Origin of the sequence: Pseudomonas sp. CG7, from assembly GCF_023701885.1 — a bacterium.
Classification (GTDB): domain Bacteria; phylum Pseudomonadota; class Gammaproteobacteria; order Pseudomonadales; family Pseudomonadaceae; genus Aquipseudomonas; species Aquipseudomonas zanjanensis.
Map to the genome: position 1 here is coordinate 1 of NZ_JABAEE010000094.1, position 22,881 is coordinate 22,881.

22 protein-coding genes are annotated in these 22,881 nt (G+C 61.3%); 6 read left to right on the top strand and 16 right to left on the bottom strand.

The features are described 5' to 3' along the window. A partial coding sequence (locus tag HGO40_RS26570; protein ID WP_250965477.1) for a CstA-like transporter-associated (seleno)protein occupies positions 1-77 on the top strand: 77 nt, incomplete at its 5' end. A 310-nt stretch (positions 78-387) separates the two neighbouring features. Here HGO40_RS26570 and HGO40_RS26575 read toward each other — a convergent pair. Beyond that, positions 388-2,184, bottom strand: a complete 1,797-nt coding sequence (locus HGO40_RS26575; protein WP_250965461.1) for a methyl-accepting chemotaxis protein — start codon at positions 2,182-2,184, stop codon at positions 388-390. A gap of 293 nt (positions 2,185-2,477) precedes the next feature. Here HGO40_RS26575 and HGO40_RS26580 point away from each other — a divergent pair, with 293 nt between their 5' ends. Further along, positions 2,478-4,589: a TonB-dependent siderophore receptor gene (locus HGO40_RS26580; protein WP_250965462.1), complete on the top strand. Its 2,112-nt coding sequence runs from the start codon at positions 2,478-2,480 to the stop codon at positions 4,587-4,589. 69 nt (positions 4,590-4,658) lie between these two features. Here HGO40_RS26580 and HGO40_RS26585 read toward each other — a convergent pair whose 3' ends face one another. From HGO40_RS26585 to ribBA, 8 genes are all read right to left on the bottom strand, one after another. Next, the gene (locus tag HGO40_RS26585; RefSeq protein ID WP_250965463.1) at positions 4,659-5,657 is read right to left on the bottom strand and encodes an acyltransferase family protein; all 999 of its coding nucleotides are present in this window, start codon (positions 5,655-5,657) and stop codon (positions 4,659-4,661) included. A gap of 380 nt (positions 5,658-6,037) precedes the next feature. Beyond that, positions 6,038-7,081, bottom strand: coding sequence for an LLM class flavin-dependent oxidoreductase (locus HGO40_RS26590; protein WP_250965464.1), 1,044 nt, complete (start codon positions 7,079-7,081; stop codon positions 6,038-6,040). 30 nt (positions 7,082-7,111) lie between these two features. After that, positions 7,112-7,597 (bottom strand): flavin reductase family protein, encoded by a 486-nt coding sequence (locus HGO40_RS26595; RefSeq protein ID WP_250965478.1) that lies wholly within the window; start codon positions 7,595-7,597, stop codon positions 7,112-7,114. 44 nt (positions 7,598-7,641) lie between these two features. Further along, entirely contained in the window at positions 7,642-8,793 is a 1,152-nt protein-coding gene (locus HGO40_RS26600) for an ABC transporter ATP-binding protein (RefSeq protein WP_250965465.1), read from the bottom strand. A gap of 17 nt (positions 8,794-8,810) precedes the next feature. Beyond that, a complete protein-coding gene (locus HGO40_RS26605; protein ID WP_250965466.1) occupies positions 8,811-9,620 on the bottom strand; it encodes an ABC transporter permease in 810 nt (269 codons plus the stop codon). Between the two features lie 6 nt (positions 9,621-9,626). Beyond that, positions 9,627-10,559: an ABC transporter permease gene (locus HGO40_RS26610; protein ID WP_250965467.1), complete on the bottom strand. Its 933-nt coding sequence runs from the start codon at positions 10,557-10,559 to the stop codon at positions 9,627-9,629. After that, positions 10,556-11,581, bottom strand: coding sequence for an ABC transporter substrate-binding protein (locus HGO40_RS26615; protein WP_250965468.1), 1,026 nt, complete (start codon positions 11,579-11,581; stop codon positions 10,556-10,558). Before HGO40_RS26615 ends, HGO40_RS26610 begins: the two co-directional genes overlap by 4 nt. Positions 11,582-11,914: 333 nt before the next feature. Then, the gene (ribBA, locus tag HGO40_RS26620; RefSeq protein WP_250965469.1) at positions 11,915-13,024 is read right to left on the bottom strand and encodes a bifunctional 3,4-dihydroxy-2-butanone-4-phosphate synthase/GTP cyclohydrolase II; all 1,110 of its coding nucleotides are present in this window, start codon (positions 13,022-13,024) and stop codon (positions 11,915-11,917) included. Between the two features lie 80 nt (positions 13,025-13,104). On the opposite strand from ribBA, the gene HGO40_RS26625 reads away from it, so the two are divergent. Then, a complete protein-coding gene (locus HGO40_RS26625) occupies positions 13,105-13,401 on the top strand; it encodes a DUF1330 domain-containing protein (RefSeq protein WP_250965470.1) in 297 nt (98 codons plus the stop codon). Positions 13,402-13,516: 115 nt separating this feature from the next. Here HGO40_RS26625 and HGO40_RS26630 read toward each other — a convergent pair whose 3' ends face one another. The 7 genes from HGO40_RS26630 to HGO40_RS26660 all read right to left on the bottom strand — a co-directional run bounded on the left by HGO40_RS26630 (position 13,517) and on the right by HGO40_RS26660 (position 18,881). After that, entirely contained in the window at positions 13,517-14,080 is a 564-nt protein-coding gene (locus tag HGO40_RS26630; RefSeq protein WP_250965471.1) for an NUDIX hydrolase, read from the bottom strand. A 2-nt stretch (positions 14,081-14,082) separates the two neighbouring features. Then, positions 14,083-14,835, bottom strand: coding sequence for a GntR family transcriptional regulator (locus HGO40_RS26635; RefSeq protein WP_039589596.1), 753 nt, complete (start codon positions 14,833-14,835; stop codon positions 14,083-14,085). Between the two features lie 60 nt (positions 14,836-14,895). Then, positions 14,896-15,300 carry a carboxymuconolactone decarboxylase family protein gene (locus HGO40_RS26640; RefSeq protein WP_003201685.1) on the bottom strand — a complete coding sequence of 135 codons (405 nt, stop codon included), beginning with the start codon at positions 15,298-15,300 and terminating at the stop codon, positions 14,896-14,898. A 135-nt stretch (positions 15,301-15,435) separates the two neighbouring features. Further along, positions 15,436-15,921, bottom strand: coding sequence for a flavin reductase family protein (locus HGO40_RS26645; RefSeq protein ID WP_186710455.1), 486 nt, complete (start codon positions 15,919-15,921; stop codon positions 15,436-15,438). A gap of 12 nt (positions 15,922-15,933) precedes the next feature. After that, positions 15,934-17,415, bottom strand: a complete 1,482-nt coding sequence (locus tag HGO40_RS26650; RefSeq protein ID WP_250965472.1) for an aldehyde dehydrogenase — start codon at positions 17,413-17,415, stop codon at positions 15,934-15,936. Beyond that, positions 17,412-18,245 carry an alpha/beta fold hydrolase gene (locus HGO40_RS26655; RefSeq protein WP_250965473.1) on the bottom strand — a complete coding sequence of 278 codons (834 nt, stop codon included), beginning with the start codon at positions 18,243-18,245 and terminating at the stop codon, positions 17,412-17,414. Before HGO40_RS26655 ends, HGO40_RS26650 begins: the two co-directional genes overlap by 4 nt. A gap of 45 nt (positions 18,246-18,290) precedes the next feature. Then, positions 18,291-18,881 (bottom strand): amino acid synthesis family protein, encoded by a 591-nt coding sequence (locus HGO40_RS26660; RefSeq protein ID WP_003182108.1) that lies wholly within the window; start codon positions 18,879-18,881, stop codon positions 18,291-18,293. Between the two features lie 719 nt (positions 18,882-19,600). Here HGO40_RS26660 and HGO40_RS26665 point away from each other — a divergent pair. The 3 genes from HGO40_RS26665 to HGO40_RS26675 are packed head-to-tail and all read left to right on the top strand — an operon-like array spanning position 19,601 to position 22,758. Further along, complete coding sequence (locus tag HGO40_RS26665; RefSeq protein ID WP_250965474.1) at positions 19,601-21,010, top strand: circularly permuted type 2 ATP-grasp protein; 1,410 nt, start codon at positions 19,601-19,603, stop codon at positions 21,008-21,010. 3 nt (positions 21,011-21,013) lie between these two features. Further along, the gene (locus HGO40_RS26670) at positions 21,014-21,964 is read left to right on the top strand and encodes an alpha-E domain-containing protein (RefSeq protein WP_250965475.1); all 951 of its coding nucleotides are present in this window, start codon (positions 21,014-21,016) and stop codon (positions 21,962-21,964) included. Further along, positions 21,961-22,758 (top strand): transglutaminase family protein, encoded by a 798-nt coding sequence (locus HGO40_RS26675; protein ID WP_250965476.1) that lies wholly within the window; start codon positions 21,961-21,963, stop codon positions 22,756-22,758. Before HGO40_RS26670 ends, HGO40_RS26675 begins: the two co-directional genes overlap by 4 nt. The last annotated feature ends 123 nt before the right edge of the window (positions 22,759-22,881 follow it).

The following is a 22,881-nucleotide window of genomic DNA, read 5'->3' on the forward strand; positions in this document are numbered from 1 at the left end:
TGATGGACTATGAGGCGTTCTTCCGGGAACGCCAGGAGGCCCGTTACGGTGGCAAGGGTGGGCCCAAGTGCTGTTGACTTGAGCTAAACCCAACCCCCTTGTGGGAGCGAGCCTGCTCGCGATAGCGGAATGTCAGTCAAGGATAATGTCGACTGATCCACCGCCTTCGCGAGCAGGCTCGCTCCCACAGTTGTTTTGTGGTGTTCTCAGGATTTGCTTACATCACAGATCCCTTGTGGCGAGGGAGCTTGCTCCCGCTGGCGTGCGGAGCAGGCCCCGGCGGTTCTTCAGGCCGGCCGCATCAGCCGGTTTTGCGACTGCTGCGCAGCCGAGCGGGAGCAAGCTCCCTCGCCACAGGGCGGTTGTCTGGCTTGATTGCGGTGTTGATCACTCCGCCAACAACACCGCCGCATCGAAGCCCACCCGCAAGTTGCCCCAATGACGGCCGCCGAAGAAGAACGGTACGTCGATCTCGGTCATGATTTCCCCGGTATCGCGCAGGTAGGTCTGCAGCAGGAAGCGCTGGACGTTGCCCGCCGCGCGCAGGCCGATCGGGTCGTTGAAGATGCGCTTGTTGCGGCACACCGGCAAATCCACTGCCCGGTCGCCGGTCGGCGGCTTGGAGACCCAACTGTTATTCACCGGGCAATAGCCCTTGCTGTCGACCATGAACGACACCTTGCCACCCGGCGTGCTGCGGGTGAGCTTGTCGCATTCTTCCTGGCAGACCTGGGCAAAGCGTTCGGTGTAGCTGGTCATGTACTGCTTGGGATCGGTGCCGGGCACCAGCTGGTAATTCTGATCGAACAGGTTCAGGCCTTCCCGTTGCAGCGCTTCCAGGCGTACTTGCAGCGTATCGCGGCACTCGCTGGCGCGGGTGATGGCGGCATCCAGCTTGCCGTGCCCAAGGACGAAACGACCCAGCAGCGCCTGGACCTTCTCGGCCACGCCGGACAGGTCGCGAGTGGCCGTGGCCGAGTGCTGCATGCGCTGGTCGATCAACTGGCTATCGGCGTGAATCTGGGTGACCCGGTCGTTGATCCCGGTGTTGCTGTCGGCGAACTGCTGGATGTGGGTCGCGATGTCCGCCAGCTTGCCGTTGGTGGATTCGAAGTCGACGATCATGCTTTCGAAATGGCCGGAGGCGCGCTCCACCACTTTCTGGGTTTCCCGGGCGCTGTGGCTGATCTGCGTGGTCTGTTCATGGGTCGAACTGACCTCGTCGAGCATGGCGTCGATGTTGCGCGAGATATCGTCGGTGGCCCGGCTGACGTTTTGTGCCAGGGTCCGCACTTCATCGGCCACCACCGCGAAGCCACGACCGCTTTCGCCGGCCCGCGCGGCTTCGATGGCGGCATTGAGGGCCAGCAGGTTGGTCTGGGCAGAGATCTGCTGGATCAACCCGACAATCGACTTGATGCTCGACGAACGCTGGGTCAAGGCGCTCACCAGGGTGGCGAACTCACCAAGGCTGCTGGAGATTTCGCTGATGTTGCCAGTCACTTCCAGCAGCTCGGCGTAGGAATCGCGGGCCATGCTCAGGTTCTGCGCGGTGGTGCTGGAGATGCCCTGGGTCTGGCGCGAGACCTCTTCGATGCGGCCCACGGCGGTGTTGCTCTGGTCCATCACTTCCTTGGCGAAGCGCGCCTGGTGGGTGGCACTGTCGCTGGAGTCGCTGATGTTCTTCAGCGAACGGGCCGACTCGACAGCAATGTGCACGGTCAGCGCCTGGACATTGCTGATGATCTCCCGCTGCTTGGCCAGGAAGCGGTTGCAGGTGGCGGCGAGTGTGCGGATCTCGTCGTGGGTCACCAGCGGCAAGTCCTTGGACAGGTCGCCTTCGCCGTTGGCGATCTCTTCCAGGGCCTTGGTCATGGTGGTGACGGGGCGCACGATGAGGTGGCGGAAATACCAGACCATGAAGCTGATCATGCCCAGGGTCAGGACAGCGCCGAAGAGCAAGGCATGGGTGAGGCTGTCGAGCCGGCCCTCGATCTGCCCCAGCAGCGTGCCGTCCAACTGCGCGTTACGCAACAACAGCATGATCTCGGCGCGGGCGCTGAGGGCGACCCAATAAAGCAAGCCACTGACCAGCACCAACAGGAAAAGGCTCGACAGCTTTTTGGTGAGGGTATCGAAAAACTGCATCTCGATAGACTCGTACAAGGCCTTTAACGTCTGCATGCCGCTGCTCCTGGGCGAAAAAATCTCTTAATGGAATACATTCGACCGCGAGCGCCAAAGCTTTAGGGCGGCAGGGCAATTTGATATCACTCTGGCGCGAAATCCTGTGGGAGCAAGCTCGCTCGCGATGGCGCCGGCACATCCAACATCAATGCAACAGACTTACCGCTATCGCGAGCAAGCTCGCTCCCACAAAGGTTTTGGAACGATCATCATTTGATACAAAAGATTTACTGGGAATGATTCTCAAAGTATATTTGCTCTCATTAACGTCCCTTCCATGAGTGCGCGTCTTGAATCGTTCCACCCCCCTCGCAAATCGCAACGTCCTCATCCAGTGTGTGTTGCCAACCTTGTCCTGCTGCTTCATTGCCAGCCCGCTATGGGCGCAGGACGCTGTCGAACTGCCGGCCACGGCCATCCAGGGCAGTCGTGTCACTCAGGACGAGGGATATACGACGTCGCAAGCCAGCACGGCGAGCAAGAGCGATGTACCGATCAAGGAAGAGGCGCAATCGATCAACGTGGTAACCCAGCAGACCCTGGCGGACTATCAAGTGCGCTCTCTGGCTGATGCGATGAAGTTCGTCAGTGGCGTCAGCCAGGGCAACACCTTGGGCGGCTCGCGGGACTCGCTGGTCAAGCGTGGTTTCGGCACCAACGACGACGGCTCGATCCTGCGCGCCGGCGTGCGTTCGAACCTGGGCCATAACTTCAGCGCCACCACCGACCGCGTCGAAGGGCTCAAGGGTCCGGCCTCGATGTTGTACGGCGCACTGGAGCCCGGCGGGTTGATCAACGTCATCAGCAAGAAGCCGGAATACACCCAAAGCACCACGCTGAGCGGTTCGGCCTACAGCGAAGGCGGCGGCACCATGGCCCTGGATACCACTGGGCCGTTGGGTGACACCGGGTTGGCTTATCGCCTGATCGCCGAACGCGGCCATGAGGATTACTGGCGCAACTACGGCGTCAACGAGAGCACCCTGGTGGCGCCGTCACTGGCTTGGACGGGTGAGCGGGCTTCGTTGAACCTGAGTTATGAGTACAACGAATATTCCAATCCGTTTGATCGGGGGACGGTGTTCAAGAACGGGCACCCGGTGGACATCGACTATGACAAACGCCTGGACGAGCCTTGGGCCAAGAGTGTCGGTATTCGCGAAACGGCGACGGCGCGGTTTGAATATGAGTTGAGTGAGGCGTGGAAAACCCGGGTGACCTATGGGTGGATCAATGACCGGTATAGTCTTTCGATTGCGCAGCCGAGCCTGTCAAAAACCGGTGTTTTCCAGCGAGCCGCCAACGGCGCTCATTATGATGATGAAACTCGTTATGCCAGTTGGGATTTCATCGGTAAACAGGAGTTGTTTGGTCAGCGTCACGACTTACTGGTTGGCGTCGATAATCAAGTATCGGATCAGTTTCGTGGCAAGACCTATCGGGGGGATGCGCAAGGAGGGTTTGACATTACAGCGCCGGTTTATGGTGGGTTGGCAGAACCTAGCAAGCTGAACGCAAAACAGAGCAACCTGAGTAACCAGCTGACCTCCAGCTCCATATATCTCAAGGACAACTGGCACCTGGGTGATCGCTGGATCCTGGTCTTCGGTGGGCGTTACCAGCATTACGATCAATTCACCACTCAAGGGATCGTCCAGGGTGCGCCGGTTCGCGACGACAATGGCGACGCCTTCGTTCCGTTCCTGGGCCTGGCCTACAAAGCCACCGAGACCCTGTCGCTGTATGGCAACTATAGCCGGTCGTTCAAGCCTAATGATGTTGTCGACAAGAATAGTCGTACCTTCCAACCAGAGGAGGGTCGCAGCTACGAAATCGGCGCCAAGTACGATCCGCTGCCGGGATTGAATATCAACGTCGCTTTGTTCGACATCGTCAAGAAGAACGTAGTCACCACCGTTGACGAAGTCTCGGAAGCCGCCGGCAAGGTCGGTTCCCAAGGTCTGGAGCTGGACATCACCGGTCGCCTGGCCGACCGTTGGGATTTGATCGGCACCTATGCCTACACCCACACCGAAATACTGGATGATCCCAAGGACGAGGGTCGTCGCCTTCCCGATGCGCCAAAACACACCGCCAGCCTGTACCTGAGCCACCACCTGAACGTGCCTGCCGAATTCGGTGCCTGGCACGCCGGCGCCGGTGCCCGCTACGTCGGCGAACGTGCGGCCAATAAAGCCAACGATTTCTGGCTCAGCAGCTACACCGTCGCCGACGCCTTCCTACGCTGGGAGTCACCAGTGTTCGGGCACAAGACGTCGTTGCAACTGAACGTCGACAACCTGTTCGACAAGCAATACTACCCGTCTTCCACCGGCAGCCAGGTGCAGGTCAACGTCGGCGAGCCGCGCACTGCCAGGCTGAGCGCCAGCGTGACGTTCTGATTCCGCCGTGCTGAAACACAAAATGCCCGGGACCTGCGTCCCGGGCATTTTTTGTGCGGCTGTCAGCGACTAAACCACCGTGCTGCCAACGGGAGTCTGGGCGACACCGTATTTAACGCCCGTCCTGAGCGCATGACGAAGCTTCAGCGCCGGTCGCTCGACCCAGTAGTATGAAATCCCACTCAAGGCGAACGACAATACCAATACTACGGTGACGATCAGGCCGCTGTACGCCACCGGCCAGAACGCCCGCAACACATACATCACCACGAAGTGATTGAGGAACACGCCGTAGCTGATATTGCCCAGGAACTCATCCAGCCGGTGACGCTTCAGCCTGCTAAGCAAGAACACCGCCGGCAGGCCCAGGGCGATGCCCAGGGTCACCTCGGCATTGAAAGGCCGACGGGGAATGATCCCCGCGACGATGGCCAGGAACATCAACGCGGCAACCAGCAGCGTGACGGACACGATCCACAGCCCCTTGGCCTGGGCCCGATACAGGTAGCTGCCACAGAGGAAAATGAACAGCACACCTGGCAGCAGGCGGTAGCCGTAGATGTCGGTGTCGAGGTAGCCCAGCGAGGCGACCATGAACACCGTCACGGACAGCACAAAGGCAATACCCCGCGTCTTGTAGAGAATCAGGAACGGGATCAGCAGGTAAAAACCCATTTCCAGTCCCAGGGACCAGGCCGGTGGCAGGATCTCGGGTACGGTGATGCCGAACATGTAGAAGCCCAGCGGCAGGATCGGCAGGCTGGTGGCTATGTTTTCGAGGGTCAGGGCAGCGGCCTGGGGTGTGCCTGGCAGGAGAAACTGGATCACGACGCAGGACAGGACGAAGTACACCAGGAACTGCGGGTACAGCCGCAACAGTCGATCGATATAGAACAGGCCGATCTGGCCCGGGGTGTTGTAGGTCTTCTCGATCAGCGAGGTCATCACGAAGCCGCTGATGATCAGGAAGGACACCACGGCAACGACGCCGGGGTTCAATCCAAGAAAAGTCACGCCCATGTGCGAAACGGCCACCAACATGGCCAACAGCAACCGATAAGCCCCCAACGCGCATCATCCTTAATCAGAATTGATCCATGTGCACAGTACGTTAGGTGTCTTTGCGAGCCGTTTATAGTGGTTTGCGGGGGGATGGCGGGGCAGTGGGGTCAATTGTCACATTTGACACATATGTGTCAGTGGGATGGCCATCGCAAGCAAGCTCGCTCCCACAGGGATCGGCGGCGTACACAAATAATGCATACCCCCGCAGGCCCTCTGTGGGAGCGAGCTTGCTCGCGAAAGCGGTGTAACTGTCACAGAGATGCTGAATGGGCCACCGCCTTCGCGGTCAGCCCGGCTCCCACAGGGATCGTGGCGTACACAAATGTTGCAATACACCGCGACCCCTGTGGGAGCGAGCCTGCTCGCGATAGCGATGCAACTGATCACCGAAACGCCGGCACCACCTGCTGGATGAACAGTTCCAGGGATTTTTTCTTCTCGGCATGCGGCAGGCTGTTGTCGCACCAGAAGCTGAACTCATCCACTCCCAGTTCCTGGTAATACTTGATCCGCCCGATGATTTGCTGCGGCGTGCCGATCATGGTGATCTTGCTGATGTTCTCCAGCTGGAATTCCGGACGCTCGGCGAATTTTTCTTCCGGGCTCGGCGCGAGGAAGCCGTTGACCGGTACCTGCTTGTTGCCGAACCAGGCATCAAAGGTGCGGTAGAACTTCGAAATCGCCTGGGCACCGATTTTCCAGCCTTCGGGATCGTCCACTGCGTGTACGTGGGTATGGCGCAGCACCATCAATTGTGGGCGTGGCACGTCGGGGTTGTTGTCCAGGGCGGCCTGGAATTTGTTCTTCAGGTCCAGGACTTCCTCATCGCCCTTCATCAACGGCGTGACCATCACATTGCAGCCGTTGGCAACGGCGAAATTGTGGGAGTCCGGGTCGCGGGCGGCGATCCACATCGGTGGGTGGGGCTTGCGGATTGGCTTGGGCACGCAGGTGGAGGTGGGGAATTTCCAGATCTCGCCATCATGGGCGTAGTCGCCTTGCCACAGGGCGCGCACCACCGGGACCATTTCCCGCAGGGCCTGGCCGCCGGAGGAAGCCGGCATGCCGCCGGCCATGCGGTCGAACTCCACCTGGTAGGCGCCCCGGGCCAGGCCGACTTCCATGCGGCCATTGCTGATGACATCCAGCAGCGCGCATTCGCCGGCCACCCGCAGCGGGTGCCAGAACGGCGCGATGATGGTGCCAGCGCCCAGGTGAATGGTGGTGGTCTTGCCGGCCAGATACGCCAGCAGCGGCATCGGGCTTGGCGAGATGGTGTATTCCATGGCGTGATGTTCGCCGATCCAGACGGTGCTGAAACCGCCGGCCTCGGCCAACAGGGTCAACTCGCTCAGGTCTTCGAACAGCTGGCGATGGCTGACGCTTTCGTCCCAGCGCTCCATGTGTACGAACAGGGAAAATTTCATGGCGCTTTCTCTTATTTGTTGACGATCGGTTCAGGCGAGGACGGGCAGGGCGCCCATCTTGCCGTGGCAATAAACCAGCGGTCCCGGTGTGTGCTGCGGCACGATCAGGTTCTTCACGGCGCCGATCATGATGGCGTGGTCGCCGCCTTCGTATTCGCGCCACAGTTCACACTCGATGATGGCGGTGGCGTTGCTCAGCAGCGGGTTACCCAGTTCACTCACGGTCCATTCGATGCCTTGGGCCTTGTCCTTGCCTTTGCGGGCGAAGGCATAGGCTTCGTTCTGTTGGCCGCCGGAGAGGACATGGATGGCGAAGCGCTTGTTCTTGATCAGCACCGGGTAGGAATCGGAGCTGTAGTTGGGGCAGAACAACACCAGCGCCGGCTCCATCGACAATGAGCTGAAGGCACTGGCGGTGAGGCCGACGATCTGGCCGTCGTCATCGAGGGTGGTGATCACCGTCACCCCGGACGGGAACGAGCCCATGACTTGTTTGTACACGTTGGCATCGATCATCGGACGATCCTCGGGCTGTGGCGGTTGTGGGCGCGCGATGTTCATCAATGGGCACCCGCGGCTTTGTTCAGGTCGCTCTCGGCCCATTGGGTGTAGACGCACGCATCGGCGGTGGCCCAGCGCACACGCACCGGGTCGCCAGCCTTGAGTGGCATGCCGGCGGCGGACAGCGCCTTGACGGTCATGGCCGTGCCGCCGGAGGTCACGACGCTGCAGGTCTGGCTTTCGCCGAGGAACAGCACTTCGACGACCTTGGCCGAGACCTCATTCCAGCCGGCCGCCAAGGGTTCCTGGGTCGCTTGCTCGACGCTCAGGGCGAGGGCTTTTTCCGGGCGCACCATCAGCAGCACGTCCTGGTCCGTTTGCAGGCCGGCGGTCAGGCGGATCGACAGCGACTGGCCTTCGAAACTCGCCACGGCATTGCCCTGGGCCTTGAGCTTGAGGAAGTTGGAATTGCCCAGGAATGACGCGACAAAGGCGTTCGGCGGGTTCTGATAGAGGTCATAGCCGCTGCCCAGGCCGACGATTTTGCCGTGGCTGAAAATGGCGATGCGCTGGGACAGGCGCATGGCTTCTTCCTGGTCATGGGTGACGTAGACGATGGTGATGCCCAGCCGACGGTGCAACTGGCGCAGTTCGTCCTGCAAGTCTTCACGAAGCTTTTTATCCAAGGCCCCGAGAGGCTCATCCATCAGCAGGATGCGCGGTTCATAGACCAGTGCCCGGGCAATCGCCACGCGTTGTTGCTGGCCGCCGGACAGTTGCGAAGGGCGACGATGGGCGAACTCTCCCAGCTGCACCAGCTTGAGCATGGCGTCGACCCGGCGTTCGCGCTCGGCGCTGGCCAGTTTGCGAATCGCCAGGGGAAAGGCAATGTTGTCGCGCACCGAAAGATGAGGGAACAACGAGTAGCGCTGGAACACCATGCCAATGTCGCGTTTGTGCGGTGGTACGTTGACCAGGGATTTGCCGCTCACCAGGATCTCGCCGCTGCTGGGGGTTTCGAACCCGGCCAGCATCGACAGCGTGGTGCTCTTGCCCGAGCCGCTGGAGCCGAGGAAGGTCAGGAACTCGCCGTCCTGGATCTCCAGGGAAATATCGTCCACGGCGGCAAAGTCGCCGTAGTGCTTGTTCAGGTTGCGCAGGCTGACCAGGGTCTTGTTGTTCTGTTGTGCGGGGTCTTTGACGGCACTCATCGTGTTCTCCTAGGCGCTCAAGCGCTGATTTCGTTGCGCCGGCGCAGGGCGGCGGCGATCACCATCACCAACACCGAGAGGCCGATCAGCAGCGTCGAAGCGACGGCGATCACAGGCGTCAGGTCCTGGCGCAGGGTGGTCCACATCTTGACGGGCAAGGTTTGCAAGGTCGGACTGGCCATCATCACGCTCAGCACCACCTCGTCCCACGACACCAGGAACGCGAACAGGGCGCCGGCGACCATGCCCGGGCGAATCGCCGGGAAGGTCACCTTGACCACCGCTTGCAGGCGTGAGGCACCGCAGATCACGGCGGCATCCTCGATGGATTGGTCGAACAGCTTGAGCGAGTTGATGATCGAGATGATGGTGAACGGCAGCGCGACGATGACGTGGCTGACCACGAACGCAAACATGGTCCCGGTGTAGCCGAGCTTGAGGAACAGTGCGTACACCGCCACGGCGATGATCACCAGTGGCACGATCATCGGCAGGGTGAACAGGCCGTAGAGCATTTCCCGGCCCGGGAAGCGTCCGCGCACCAGGGCAAACGCCGTCGGCAAGCCCAGCGCCACGGCGCAGACGGTGGTCAGCAGCGCAACCTTGAGGCTGGTCAGCGCCGCGCTCATCCAGTCGGGGTTGGAAAAGAACTGGCCGTACCATTTGAGCGTCCACCCCGGTGGCGGGAAGACCAGCCATTGGGACGAACCGAACGACAGCAGCACGATGAACACGATGGGCAACAGCAGGAACAGCGCGATCAGCCCGGTGGTGAAATACAGGCCGAACCGCATGCGCCGGCTCATGGCATTGGGAGTCAGGAGCATGACGGCTTACCTCGCGTTGCTGGCGCCCACCGGGGATTCCGGCTGGAGCTTCAGGTAGAAGTAGAACAACACCAGGGTGATCGCCACCAGCAAGGCCGCGCCGGCACTGGCCAGGCCCCAATTGAGGAACGACTGCACCTGCTGGATGATGAATTCCGGCAGCATCATGTTCTGCGCGCCGCCCAACAGGGCCGGGGTGACGTAGTAACCGAGGGACATCACGAACACCATCAGCCCGCCGGAGAACAGCCCCGGCCGGCACAGCGGCAGGAACACCCGGAAGAAGTTGGTCCAGGGGCTGGCGCCGCAAATCGAGCCGGCCTGCAGGATCATCGGGTCGATGGCCTGCATGGTCGCCTGCAACGGCAGGACGATGAACGGGATCATGATGTAGCTCATGCCGATCACCACGCCGGTGAGGTTGTGCACCATCTCCAATGGTTGGTCGATGATGCCCAAGGCCATCAATGCCTTGTTCACTACCCCGGAGGCCTGCAACAGCACCAGCCAGGAATAGGTGCGGGCCAGCAGGCTGGTCCACATCGACAGCAACACGATATTCAACATCCAGCGGCCCCAGCCACGGGGCACCAGGGTGATGGCCCAGGCCAGGGGGAAACCCAGCAGCAGGCTGAACAACGTCACCAGCCCGGCCACCGAAAAGGTGTTGAACAGCACCCGGGCGTAGGCCGAGTTGGCGAACAATTGCTCGTAGTTGCCCAACCCGGGCACCGGCTCCAACACGCCACGCAGCAGCAGGCCGATCAGCGGCGCCAGGAAGAACAGGCCGAGGAACAGCAGGGCGGGGAGCAGGTTACCGGCCCCGCGCCAGCGCTGCAGCCGCGACGGCGCTTGCGGTGCAATGGCCGGGACGGTTGCCACACCGGCAGCGCCAGCGGCGCCCCCGGTGTGCTGGGTTGCCGTTGCCGACATTTTCATTTGACCAGCCATTCGTTCCACCGTGTCGCGATGTCCTGACCGTTCTTGGCCCAGTACGCGAAATCAAGCGTGATCTGATCCTTGGCGTAGGCAGTCGGCAAGTTGGGAGCGAGCACCGAATCCAGGCGTGCGACGCTGTCGACGTTAACCGGCGCGTAGGCGGTCAGGTTGGAGAAATCGGCCTGGCCCTTGGCGCTGCTGGCGTTGGCCAGGAACTTCATGGCGGCGGCCTTGTTTTTCGAGCCCTTTGGAATGACCAGGATGTCGGCCATGACCAGGTTCTGCTTCCAGCTCACGCCGACTGGGGCGCCGTCTTGTTGCAGGGCATAGATACGGCCGTTCCAGAATTGGCCGATGCTGGCTTCGCCGGACGCGAGCAGTTGCTGGGACTGGGCGCCGCCGCCCCACCAGACGATGTCTTTCTTGATGGTGTCGAGTTTCTTGAAGGCGCGGTCCAGGTCCAGCGGGTAGAGCTTGTCCTGGGATACGCCATCGGCCAGCAGGTCCAACTCAAGCACGCCGGGGCTTGGCCATTTGTAGAGAGCGCGTTTGCCGGGGTAGGTCTTGGTGTCGAACAGCGCCGACCAATCCGTTGGCTTGCCCGCGCCGAGCTTGCCTTCGTTGTAGCCGAGCACGAACGAGAAGTAGAACGAGCCGACACCGTGGTCGGAGACGAAACGCGGGTCGATCTTGTCGCGTTGGATGACCGAGAAATCGAGGGGTTCGAGCAGGCCTTCGGCTGCGGCGCGCAAGGCGAAGTCCGCCTCGACGTCGACCACGTCCCACTGCACGTTGCCGCTTTCGACCATGGCCTTGAGCTTGCCGTAGTCGGTGGGGCCATCCTGGACCACGGTGATGCCGCTGGCCTTGCTGAATGGGTCGGCCCAGGCCTGCTTCTGCGCGTCCTGGGTGCTGCCGCCCCAACTGACGAAGTTGACGCTTTCAGCGGCCATCGTCGCCTGGCTGGTGATACTCAGCACGCCGGCAAAAAGAATTGCGGCTGCACGTTTCTTCAACACCATTTTCACGCCCTCATTGTTGTGTTTATTGAGCGGGCTTTTGTTCGCCCACTTATCGGGAGCATTGGTCCAACTGGCCTTGCGGGGGACCGTGCCAACGGTTGGCTGAAGCGCGCGGTCTATGGAATATCATATTATGGTATTCCAAACATTCTGCAAGGGTTTTGCCGTACCGGCTATCTGTCCGGGGGATATTTTCCCTTCCATTCCTGAGTCGAATCCTTGTGGGAGCGAGCTTGATCGCGATAGCGGTGTATCAGTCTCCATTCATGTCGGCTGGTTAATTGCTATCGCGAGCAAGCTCGCTCCCACAGGGGATTGTGCGTGGCCTCGGGTTTATCCAGTGAAAGGAATACTTTCCACCACTTCCAAGTCATAGCCAGTCAACCCCGCATACTTGAGCGGTGGTCCCAGGTGCCGCAATTTCCCGACGCCCAGGTCCTGGAGAATTTGCGCGCCGGTACCTACTTCAGAATAGATGCGCGATTGCGACCGACTGAACTGTCGTGGCGGCTGGGGCAGTTGCGGTACACGCTCGAGCAGCGCCTGGGACGACTCGTGGTTGGCCAGCACGACCACCACGCCGCAACCTTCCTCCGCCACCCGCTGCAGGGCCGCCCACAACGTCCAATTGGACGGGCCGTTGTATTCGGCTCCCACCAGGTCCCGCAGTGGATCGATCACGTGCACCCGCACCAGGGTCGGTTCTTCCCGACGAATGTCGCCCATCACCATCGCCATGTGCACGCCGCCTTCGATGCGGTCTTCGAAGGTGAACAAGCGGAAGGTGCCATGCACCGTTGGCAGTTCCCGCTCGCCGATGCGCGCCACGGTGTGCTCGGTGCTCAGGCGGTAGTGGATCAGGTCGGCGATGGTGCCGATCTTGATGCCGTGCTTGCGAGCGAAAATCTCCAGGTCCGGGCGGCGGGCCATGGTGCCGTCATCGTGCATCACTTCGACGATTACCGATGCAGGTGTGAAACCCGCCAGGCGCGCCAGGTCGCAACCGGCTTCGGTGTGCCCGGCCCGGGTGAGCACGCCGCCTTCCTTGGCCCGCAGCGGGAAGATATGCCCCGGTTGCACAATGTCGTTGGGCCCCGCATCGACGGCCACGGCGGCGGCGACGGTGCGCGCCCGGTCGGCGGCGGAAATACCGGTGGTCACGCCGGTGGCAGCCTCGATGGACACCGTGAACGCGGTGCTGAACACACTGCCGTTGCTCGGTACCATTTGCTCAAGTCCCAGGCGCTGGCAGTGCTCGTCGGTCAACGTCAGGCAGATCAGCCCCCGGGCTTCGCGCGCCATGAAGCTGATGGCCTGGGCATTGCAACAGTCGGCGGCCAGGAGCAGGTCACCTTCGTTTTCCCGATCTTCGTCATCCACCAGCAACACCATCTTGCCCAGGCGGTAGTCTTCGATGATTTCCTGAATGCTGTTAAAGGCCATGTCGGGCTCTCTTTGTTTTGAAGGGCTTGCTGGAATGACGTTGTGGTATACCATAATACAACACAAACCGAGAGGTCACTATGAAGGCGTACTGGATTGCTCATGTGGATGTCACCGACCCCGATCAATACAGCCAATACACCCAACGGGCGCCAGCGGCGTTCGCCTTGTATGGCGGTCGGATGCTGGCCCGGGGCGGGCGCAGCGAAGCGATGGAGGGCAGGGCCACGCCGCAGCGCAGTGTGGTGATCGAGTTCGATTCCTACGAACAGGCGCTGGCCTGCTACCACTCGGCGCAGTATCAGGAGGCCAAGACGCACCGTGAAGGCGTGGCCCGGGCCGAGGTGATCATCGTCGAGGGTGTTATTCCACTGTAGGAGCTGTGTAGGAGCTGTCGAGTGCAACGAGGCTGCGATCTTGTCCCTGACAGTTGAGTCTCAAGCGAAAGATCAAGATCAAAAGATCGCAGCCTTCGGCAGCTCCTACAGATCGTCAGCGGATGAAATGAATCTTGCCGCTGTCGTCGTTGCCCATGTAGATGCCATAGACCCCGGCCTGGCGTTCCTCGATATAACGTTCGAGGATCTGCCGGATGGCCGGGTAGTAGATGCTGTCCCAGGGAATGTCTTCAGGGGCGAAGAACTGGCAGGCGAGGGTTTCCGGGCCGAACTGGCCGGTGATCTCCAGCGCGATGGCGCGGAAGATGATGTACACCTCGCTGATCTTCGGCACGCTGAAGATGGAGTAGGGCGAGACGATTTCGGCGCGCACACCGGTTTCTTCCCAGACTTCCCGCAGCGCGGCCTGTTCGGTGGTCTCGTTGCCTTCCATGAAGCCGGCCGGCAGCGTCCAGGTGCCCGGGCGCGGCGGGATGGCGCGCTGGCACAGCAGGTACTTGCCGTCCTGCTCGATGATGCAGCCGGCAATGATCTTCGGGTTGACGTAGTGGATGTAGCCGCAACCACCACACATCAGTCGCTCATGGGTATCGCCCGCTGGCAGGCGCTGATCGAGGTCACTGCCGCCGCACTTTGGACAAAAGCTCGGGCTGAACATGGCTAGCGGCCTATGCGAGGTTCTTTGAGGGCGATGGGCGGGATGATCTCGGGGATTTCACCGGTCTCTTCCTGTTTGCGCTTGAGGTATTCCAGGGCAACCTTGGCGGCAGCGCGCACATGGTCGACGCAGGCCTGGTGGGCGGCCAGGGGGTCGCCGCTCTTGATCGCCTCGACCATCCGTTCCATTTCCTGGTTGCTGCTGCCGCGACGGTTTTCCTGGGACACCGAGGTCGCCCGCAGATAGCTGATGCGCGCCTGCAACTGGCGCAACTGGGTGGCGGCCACGTGGTTGCCGGAGCCTTCGAGCAACACGTCGTAGAAGCCTTGCACCGAATCGATGACCTGTTGCAGCTCGCCTTCCTTGAGGGCCTTGCGGTTTTCCTCGAGGGCTTTCTCCAGGGCCTTGATGTCCTTGGCCTTGGCACGCAAGGTGAACAGTTGGACGATCAGGCCTTCGAGCACGCAACGCAGCTCATAGATGTCCACGGCATCGGCCAACGTGATGATGGCGACCCGTGGGCCCTTGGCATCGGCAAACTCCACCAGGCCTTCGGATTCCAGGTGGCGCAAGGCTTCACGCACCGACGTGCGGCTCACGCCCAGGCGATCGCACAGATCCCGTTCGACCAGGCGATCGCCCGGCAGGAGCTGGAAGTTCATGATGGCGCTTCGCAATTTATCCAGCACGATCTCGCGCAGGGTAACGGGGTTGCGATTGACCTTGAAGCTGTCGTCGAGTGGCAGGCGTTTCATGGGGTCCGCTCTGTAATATGGCTGTCCATGCCAAACGGGCAACATCCGTGCACGTTCAGATCAAACAGCCGAGGGTTGACTGGAGGCCTCGGCATCGGCTTCGGCGAAGGCTTCACGGGCAAGCCGGAAACTGTCCACGGCAGCGGGAACGCCGCAATAGATACCGACCTGAAGCAGAATTTCGCGTATTTGCTCACGACTCAAGCCGTTACGCAAGGCGCCACGCACATGCAGCTTGAGTTCGTGTGGGCGATTGAGCGCGGAGATCATCGCCAGGTTGATCATGCTGCGCTCCTTGAGTGATAAACCCTCGCGACCCCAGACATGACCCCAGCAATACTCGGTGACCATTTCCTGCAGCGGCCGGGTGAAATCGTCGGCGTTCTCGATGGAACGGTTCACGTAGTCCTGGCCCAGCACCTGGGTGCGGATCTTCAGGCCTTGTTCGTATTTGTCATTGCTCATGGGCGATCCCTGGAAAAAGTGCTGAACCTGTGGGAGCGAGCTTGCTCGCGATAGCGGTGTATCAGTCACAGTAATATTGGATGTGCTGCCGTCATCGCGAGCAAGCTCGCTCCCACTGGGGGATGTGTAGGGTCATCAAGCCAGCGCGGGCAGTGGGCCCAGCTTGCCCTTGTGGTAGATCATCGGCGTCACCGGCTGCGCGGGCAGGATCAGGTTCTTCACCGCGCCGACGATGATCGCGTGGTCGCCGCCATCGTATTCGCGCCACAGCTCGCATTCGATGATCGCCGTGGCTTTGCCCAGCAACGGATTGCCCAGCTCGCTCAGGTGCCAATCGATGCCCTTGGCCTTGTCCTTGCCTTTACCGGCAAAGGCGTAGGCTTCGGCGGTCTGGTCGGCGGACAGCAGGTGGATCGCGAACTGCTTGCTGTCGCGCAGCACCGGGTAGGTGTCAGACGCATAGTTGGGGCAGAACAGTACCAGCGCTGGGTCGATCGACAGCGCGCTGAACGCGCTGGCGGTGATGCCGACGATATTGCCCTCAGGGTCCAGGGTGGTGACCACCGTGACGCCGGACGGGAAGGAGCTCATGACTTCTTTGTAGATGCCGGGTTCGATCATTTCTCAGGACTCCTAGCGCATCACGAACGGATCAGGCATGGGCGCCTGGGACAGGTTGATCCACACCGTTTTCAGTTCGGTATAGGCCAGCACCGAATCGATGCCGCTCTCGCGTCCATAGCCGCTGTTCTTGAAACCACCGATGGGCGCCATGGCCGACACCGCGCGATAAGTGTTGACCCAGATGATCCCGGAGCGCACATCCCGGGCAAGGCGATGGGCGCGGCCCAGGTCGCGGGTCCAGATGCCGGCGGCGAGGCCGAACTGCGAGTCGTTGGCGATCGCCAAGGCCTCGGCTTCGTCCTTGAAACGAATCACCGAGGCCACCGGGCCGAAGACTTCTTCCTGCATGATCTTCATCGAGTTGCGGTCGCATTCGAACAGCGTCGGTTCATAGAACCAGCCGTCGCCCAGGTTCGGCGGACGCTTGCCGCCCAAGCGCAGGCGCGCACCTTCTGCAATCGCGTCGGCCACCAGGCCCTCGACTACGGCCAGTTGCTGCGCGGGGGCCATGGGGCCCATTTCGCTGGCGTCTTCCTGAGGATTGCCGATGCGGATGCGCTGGGCGCGCTCGACCAGCCGCGAGACGAACTCATCGTAGATCTCGTCCTGCACCAGCAACCGAGAGCCAGAAACGCAGCTTTGACCGGATGCCGCATAAATTCCGGCGATTGCCCCGTTGATCGCGCTGTCCAGGTCGGCGTCGGCGAAAATGATATTCGGTGATTTGCCGCCCAGCTCCAGCGAAAGCTTGGCGAAGTTCTCGGCGCTGCTGCGCACCACCTGGCGGGCCGTGGCCGCGCCGCCGGTGAAGGCGATCTTGCGTACCAGCGGATGGCGGGTGAGGGCGGCGCCAGTGCTCGGGCCGTAGCCGGTGATGACGTTGACCACGCCCGGCGGGATCCCGGCTTCCAGGGCCAGGCGAGCCAGCTCAAGAATGGTTGCCGAGGCGTGCTCGGACGGTTTGATCACAATGGTATTGCCTGCCGCGAGGGCCGGCGCCAGTTTGATTGCGGTGAGGTACAGTGGGCTGTTCCAGGGAATGATCGCCGCCACCACACCCATGGCTTCATGCACTGTATAGGCAAACATGTCCGGCTTATCGAGGGGCAGGGTGCCGCCTTCGAGCTTGTCGGCAAGGCCTGCGGTGTAGTGGAAGAACTCCGGTAGGTAGCCGACCTGGCCGCGGGTTTCGCGAATCAGTTTGCCGTTGTCGCGGCTTTCCAACTGGGCCAATTGTTCTTTGTTTTCGGCGATCAGGTCACCGAGGCGACGTAGCAATTTGCCACGGGCGGTGGCGGTCAGCCCGCGCCAGGCCGGGCTGTCGAAAGCGCTTTGTGCTGCCTGGACGGCGCGGTCCACATCGGCTTCGCCGGCGTCAGGCAACTCGGCCCAAGGTTGGGCCAGGGCCGGGTTCAGGCTTTCGAAGGTCTTGCCGGACAAGGCATCGACCCATTCACCGCCGATGCACATCGAAAAGCGTGCGAGTGTCATGCAACGATCCCCTTTATTTGGTTTTGTCGGGCGCTTGCCGTGTCGAGGAATTCCAGCAACAACTGGTTGACCAGGCGCGGCGACTCTACCGGCATCATATGCCGCTGTTCAGCGAGCACCGCAACACTGGCGCCGGGAATACGCTCGGCCAGTTGCCGGGCCATTTCAGGCGTCGAGCCGGGGTCCAGTTCACCGGTGGCGATCAGCGTCGGAACCTGGATATTGCCCAAGTCATCGGCGCGGTACATGTCCTGGGTGGCGAACAGCTCATAGGTGGTCAGGTAACCCTGGGGGTCATTCCCTGCCAGGGTCTGGCGCAGCGCGGCGATCTGCGCGGGGTTGGCGGCCTGGTATTCACGGCTGAACCAGCGCGAAAGCGCCGCCTCGGCATTGGCGTCCGGCCCATGCTCGGCGGCCTGAGCGGTGCGGGCGATGACGCCGGCACGCTGTTCGGCGCTGCGGTTGAACACACTGTTGAGTACCACCAGGCCTTGCAGGCGCTGCGGGTAATGCAAGGCAAACGCCCGGGCCACCAAACCACCCATGGAAAAGCCGATCACCGTCGCCTGGGGCAGTTGCAAGTGATCGAGCAGCTCCAGCAACTGGTCGGCGTAGCCCAGCAACGCGGTACCGCTGGGTGGGCGCGGGCTGGCGCCATGGCCGAGCATGTCGTAGGCAATCACTTGGTATTGCGTGGCCAGGCCAACGACTTGGCCACCCCACATTTCTTTGTTCAGGCCCACGCCATGGATCAAGACCACGGGTTGGCCTTGGCCGGTGGCCAGGTAGCTGGTGCCGGCCGGGGTGAGTTCAGCGGTGGGCCGAATCATGGAGCGCTCCTGCATGGGTTTTTTATTGTGGTTGCCCAAGCTGGATCACTGCGCATTCTCGGCGGCCAGTTCTTCCAGGTCGATGTAACGGTTACCGATGCGCGGGTGCAGGCGGCCGCCATCGGCGCAGCCCAGCACCACGACGATTTCGTCGGCGCGCGGGGCGTCTTCAATCTGCATTTCCAAGGTGATGTAGTGCGAGCGCAGGCCTTCGTCGTCCTTGTGCATCATCGGGATCTGGATCGAGGTGCCAGGGCCGCCGCGCTTGTTGGTGAAGCTCAGGTAGCTCTTGGCCTTGACCGCTTCGCGGTAGTGGTTGCCGAAGCGCAGGGTGTGAATCACGGCGGAGGCGTGCTCGATTTCGCCGTCGGCCCCCACCACCGCGGCCTTGCCATACGCTTCGATTTTCTCGGCGCCGCCTATGATGCCCACCAGGCGCTCGACCATCAGTGCACCGAGATCGGAGCAGTTGGCGCGGATCTCCGGCTTCAGGTCTTCGACGAAACCGCGGCCTAGCCAAGGATTCTTCATGACGACCGCCAGCCCGACCATGGTTACCGGTTTGTCGGTGGCTTTGCCGCCTTCGATGAAGGTTTCTTCGACATAGCTGACGATCTTGCGAATTTCGAAACTCATGAGTTGCTCCCAGGAGGATGAATAGGTCTTTGCGTATGATGGTATACCATAATACTGTCGGTGCAAGAGTTGCTATTGATTTTGTTCGAGGGGAGGCGACGGAAGGCGACAGGTGCGCTGAGGTTGCTGCGAGACCGATGCGCTCTTATGGCGAGGGGATTTATCCCCGCTGGGTTGCGAAGCAGCCCCAAGATCTATCAGCTATTGTCATGTGTCAGACAGGAGGCAGGGGATGCTTCGCAACCCAACGGGGATAAATCCCCTCGCCACATATGAATGTGCCTACAGTGAATGGGTATAAATTTCCCCTTTTCAGGGCATTTGCCCCTGGCTTCCCGTCTGCATGCACCGATTCGACCCGTTTGTGGCTTGGACGCACGAAACTGAAATAAACGTTTAAGCCTTCATATCGCTTTTCGTCGCAAAATCGAAAATAAATTTCGCTTTTATGTCGTTCTGCGACGGTTTTTCCAGCATTGGCTTGATGCACCGCACTTAGGCACAGCCCTTGCTACGACTCCAGGACCAGAGAGCCAGCCAGAGGTATTCGATACGTAGATAAATAGGGGGGCGCACGTCATCCGGACGCAAAGGCCTGATCAGAGACCCATGCCGAAGAGGTATTCAAGAGAACCAGGGCTCATAAAAAGGCAAGGCCGCACTGAGTGGAATGACGACGTAATAAGAAATGCCGTGTAGAACGCGGCAGGGAGTTGGCTATGCCCCACGCTTTTTTTAATGAAATGTATGACGCCCAGGGTGACTGCCGCCCGCACTACCAAGCCTTCTCGCGCTGGCTGGCGGACACACCGCTGGAACTGTTGGAGCAACGCCGCCGCGAAGCCGACCTGCTGTTCCATCGCGCCGGTATCACTGTCACCCTCTATGGCGACGAGCAGGGCACTGAACGGGTGATTCCGTTCGACATCATCCCGCGCAGCATCAAGGCCAGTGAATGGCAAACGGTCGAGCGTGGTTGCATCCAGCGGGTCCAGGCCCTGAACATGTTCCTGGCCGACATCTACCATGGCCAACACATCCTCAAGGAAGGCATCATTCCGGCCGAGCAAGTGCTCGCCAACGAGGGTTACCAGATCGCGATGCAGGGCCTGGACCTGCATCGGGGCATCTACGCCCATATCGCCGGTGTCGATCTGGTTCGCGACGGTGACGGCAGCTACTACGTGCTGGAAGACAACCTGCGCACCCCCAGCGGCGTGAGCTACATGCTCGACGACCGCAAGATGATGATGCGCCTGTTCCCCGAACTCTTCGCAGCCCAGCGCGTGGCCCCCATCGATCATTACCCGAACCTGCTGCTCGATACCCTCAAGACCTCAAGCCCACTGGAAAACCCTACCGCCGTGGTGTTGACCCCGGGACGCTTCAACAGCGCCTATTTCGAGCACGCGTTCCTGGCCCGTGAAATGGGCGTGGAGCTGGTGGAGGGGGCCGACCTGTTCGTGCGCGACGACCACGTGTACATGCGCACCACCGCTGGCCCCCGGCAGGTGGACGTGATTTATCGTCGCCTCGACGATGCCTACCTCGACCCACTGTCGTTCAACCCCGATTCGATGTTGGGCGTGCCCGGGCTGATCGCTGTTTACCGCGCCGGCAACGTGGTGCTGGCGAATGCGGTCGGCACGGGCGTGGCCGATGACAAGTCGATCTACCCCTACGTCGACGAAATGATCCGTTTCTACCTCACCGAAGAGCCGATCCTGAAGAACGTGCCCACCTGGCAATGCCGCAAGCCCCAGGACCTGTCCCATGTGCTGGCCAACCTGCCGGACCTGGTGGTCAAGGAAACCCAGGGCTCCGGTGGCTACGGCATGCTGGTCGGGCCGGCCGCCACTGCCGCGGAAATCGAGGATTTCCGCGCGCGTCTCAAGGCCCGTCCCGAAGCCTACATCGCCCAGCCGACCCTGAGCCTGTCCACGTGTCCGACCTTTGTCGAGAGCGGCATTGCGCCGCGCCACATCGACTTGCGTCCGTTCGTGCTGTCGGGCAAGGAAACGCGCCTGGTGCCCGGCGGGCTGACCCGTGTGGCGCTGCGCGAGGGCTCGCTGGTGGTGAACTCGTCCCAGGGCGGCGGCACCAAAGACACTTGGGTAGTGGAGGACTAAGACATGCTTTCAAGAACTGCTTCGGACCTCTATTGGATGTCCCGCTACCTGGAGCGCGCCGAGAACCTGGCGCGCATGCTCGAAGTCAGCTATTCGCTGTCGCTGATGCCCCAGGCCGGCCGCAGCGATGGCCATGCCGAGTTGGCGATGTCGCTGCTGGCGGCCGGTACGCTGGATGACTACAACGCCCGTTATGACGCGCTCAACACCGAGCGCATGCTGCATTTCTTTGCCCTGGATGAAACCAACCCCGGCAGTATCTACAGCTGCCTGCGCGCCGCGCGGACCAATGCCCATGCGGTACGCGGGCGCATCACGGCCGATATGTGGGAGAACATCAACGCCACCTGGTTGGAAATGCGCAACATCGCCAGCAACGGCCTGGGGCGCTATGGCATCAGCCATTTCTGCGAGTGGGTCAAGGAGCGTTCGCACCTGTTGCGGGGCGCGACGTCGGGCACCATCATGCGCAACGATGCCTACTGTTTCATTCGCCTGGGGACCTTTATCGAACGGGCCGACAACACCCTGCGCCTGCTGGATGCTCGCTACGAGATGTTTGGCGAAGAGTCGGAGGAGGTCAGTGACAACTCGGCCCGTGGTTATTACCAGTGGAGCGCCTTGCTGAGGGCGTTGTCTTCGTTCGAGGCGTTCAACGAGATCTATCGCAACGCGCCCAATGCCGAACAGGTGTCCGAGATGTTGCTGTTGCGGGCCGACGTCCCGCGTTCGCTGCATGCCTGTATCGAGGAACTGGACCATATCCTCGCCAGTTTGCCGGGCAACAACGGCCGGCCGGCGCAACGCCTGGCCGCCGAATTGAATGCGCGACTGCGTTATTCCGGAATCGACGAGATCCTGGCCTCGGGCCTGCATCAATGGCTGACGGACCTGATCGGGCAAATTCGCCACTTGGGCCAGACGGTCCATGAGTCTTACCTGGAGGTCGTATGAAACTGTCCATACGCCACGACACCACCTACAGCTACGCCGATGAAGTCTGCACCAGCATCCAGTTCCTGCGCCTGACGCCTCGGGACACCCAGCGCCAGCGCATCCTGGAGTGGCACCTGGAACTGCCGCGACTGGTGCGCAGCCAGCTTGATCCTTACGGCAACATCCTTCACGTCATGACCATGGACGAGCCCCACGGCGCCTTGGTCTTGACGGCTTATGGCGAGGTGGAAATCCATCAGTCGATAGCGATGGAGCCGGACAGCCAGTCGCCGCTACCGTTCTTGCGCACCAGCCGTCTCACCGAGGCGGATGAGACCCTCAGCGCCTTCGCCGTCGAGCAATGCGCAGGACGACGGGATCGTTCGGCCTTGACCGATCTGATGAATGGCCTGGCCGCGCGGATGCCCTACAGCCCCGGCACGACGGCGGTCAACAGCACTGCCGCCGAGGCGTTTGCCGGTGGAACGGGGGTTTGCCAGGACCATACCCACGCCTTCCTGGCCTGCTCCCGCAGCCTGGGTATTCCCGCGCGTTATGTATCTGGCTACTTGTGCACCGAAGATGAAAGCCACCTGGCGAGCCACGCCTGGGCGGAAGCCTGGCTCGATGACGGCTGGTACAGCTTCGACGTGACCAACCGCCTGACCCTTCCAGACCGCCACCTGAAACTGGCGGTCGGCCTGGACTACCTCGACGCCTGCCCGGTCCGCGGCATGCGCCGCGGTGGCGGGGCGGAACAGATGCAGGCGCGGGTGCAGGTGAGCTCGATGGTGCAGGTGCAGCACCAATAAGGCACAAGACCTATCGCGAGCAAGCTCGCTCCCACACGGAAATTGACGGTGGACACAAACCTTGTGGCCACTCGAGGACCCAGTGGGAGGGCCCTAGGGTTTTGTAGCCTCAACCAAACTGCC

Bases quoted from the DNA above. Each gene is read 5' to 3' on its own strand.
- HGO40_RS26595 (WP_250965478.1), bottom strand. From the start codon at position 7,597: ATGATCGATGCCAACGTGTACAAACAAGTCATGGGCTCGTTCCCGTCC.
- ribBA (WP_250965469.1), bottom strand. From the start codon at position 13,024: ATGGCCTTTAACAGCATTCAGGAAATCATCGAAGACTACCGCCTGGGC.
- HGO40_RS26610 (WP_250965467.1), bottom strand. From the start codon at position 10,559: ATGAAAATGTCGGCAACGGCAACCCAGCACACCGGGGGCGCCGCTGGC.
- HGO40_RS26645 (WP_186710455.1), bottom strand. From the start codon at position 15,921: ATGATCGAACCCGGCATCTACAAAGAAGTCATGAGCTCCTTCCCGTCC.
- HGO40_RS26660 (WP_003182108.1), bottom strand. From the start codon at position 18,881: ATGAGTTTCGAAATTCGCAAGATCGTCAGCTATGTCGAAGAAACCTTC.
- HGO40_RS26650 (WP_250965472.1), bottom strand. From the start codon at position 17,415: ATGACACTCGCACGCTTTTCGATGTGCATCGGCGGTGAATGGGTCGAT.
- HGO40_RS26630 (WP_250965471.1), bottom strand. From the start codon at position 14,080: ATGTTCAGCCCGAGCTTTTGTCCAAAGTGCGGCGGCAGTGACCTCGAT.
- HGO40_RS26640 (WP_003201685.1), bottom strand. From the start codon at position 15,300: ATGAGCAATGACAAATACGAACAAGGCCTGAAGATCCGCACCCAGGTG.
- HGO40_RS26590 (WP_250965464.1), bottom strand. From the start codon at position 7,081: ATGAAATTTTCCCTGTTCGTACACATGGAGCGCTGGGACGAAAGCGTC.
- HGO40_RS26625 (WP_250965470.1), top strand. From the start codon at position 13,105: ATGAAGGCGTACTGGATTGCTCATGTGGATGTCACCGACCCCGATCAA.
- HGO40_RS26600 (WP_250965465.1), bottom strand. From the start codon at position 8,793: ATGAGTGCCGTCAAAGACCCCGCACAACAGAACAACAAGACCCTGGTC.
- HGO40_RS26665 (WP_250965474.1), top strand. From the start codon at position 19,601: ATGCCCCACGCTTTTTTTAATGAAATGTATGACGCCCAGGGTGACTGC.
- HGO40_RS26615 (WP_250965468.1), bottom strand. From the start codon at position 11,581: ATGGTGTTGAAGAAACGTGCAGCCGCAATTCTTTTTGCCGGCGTGCTG.
- HGO40_RS26655 (WP_250965473.1), bottom strand. From the start codon at position 18,245: ATGATTCGGCCCACCGCTGAACTCACCCCGGCCGGCACCAGCTACCTG.
- HGO40_RS26635 (WP_039589596.1), bottom strand. From the start codon at position 14,835: ATGAAACGCCTGCCACTCGACGACAGCTTCAAGGTCAATCGCAACCCC.
- HGO40_RS26605 (WP_250965466.1), bottom strand. From the start codon at position 9,620: ATGCTCCTGACTCCCAATGCCATGAGCCGGCGCATGCGGTTCGGCCTG.
- HGO40_RS26670 (WP_250965475.1), top strand. From the start codon at position 21,014: ATGCTTTCAAGAACTGCTTCGGACCTCTATTGGATGTCCCGCTACCTG.
- HGO40_RS26575 (WP_250965461.1), bottom strand. From the start codon at position 2,184: ATGCAGACGTTAAAGGCCTTGTACGAGTCTATCGAGATGCAGTTTTTC.
- HGO40_RS26675 (WP_250965476.1), top strand. From the start codon at position 21,961: ATGAAACTGTCCATACGCCACGACACCACCTACAGCTACGCCGATGAA.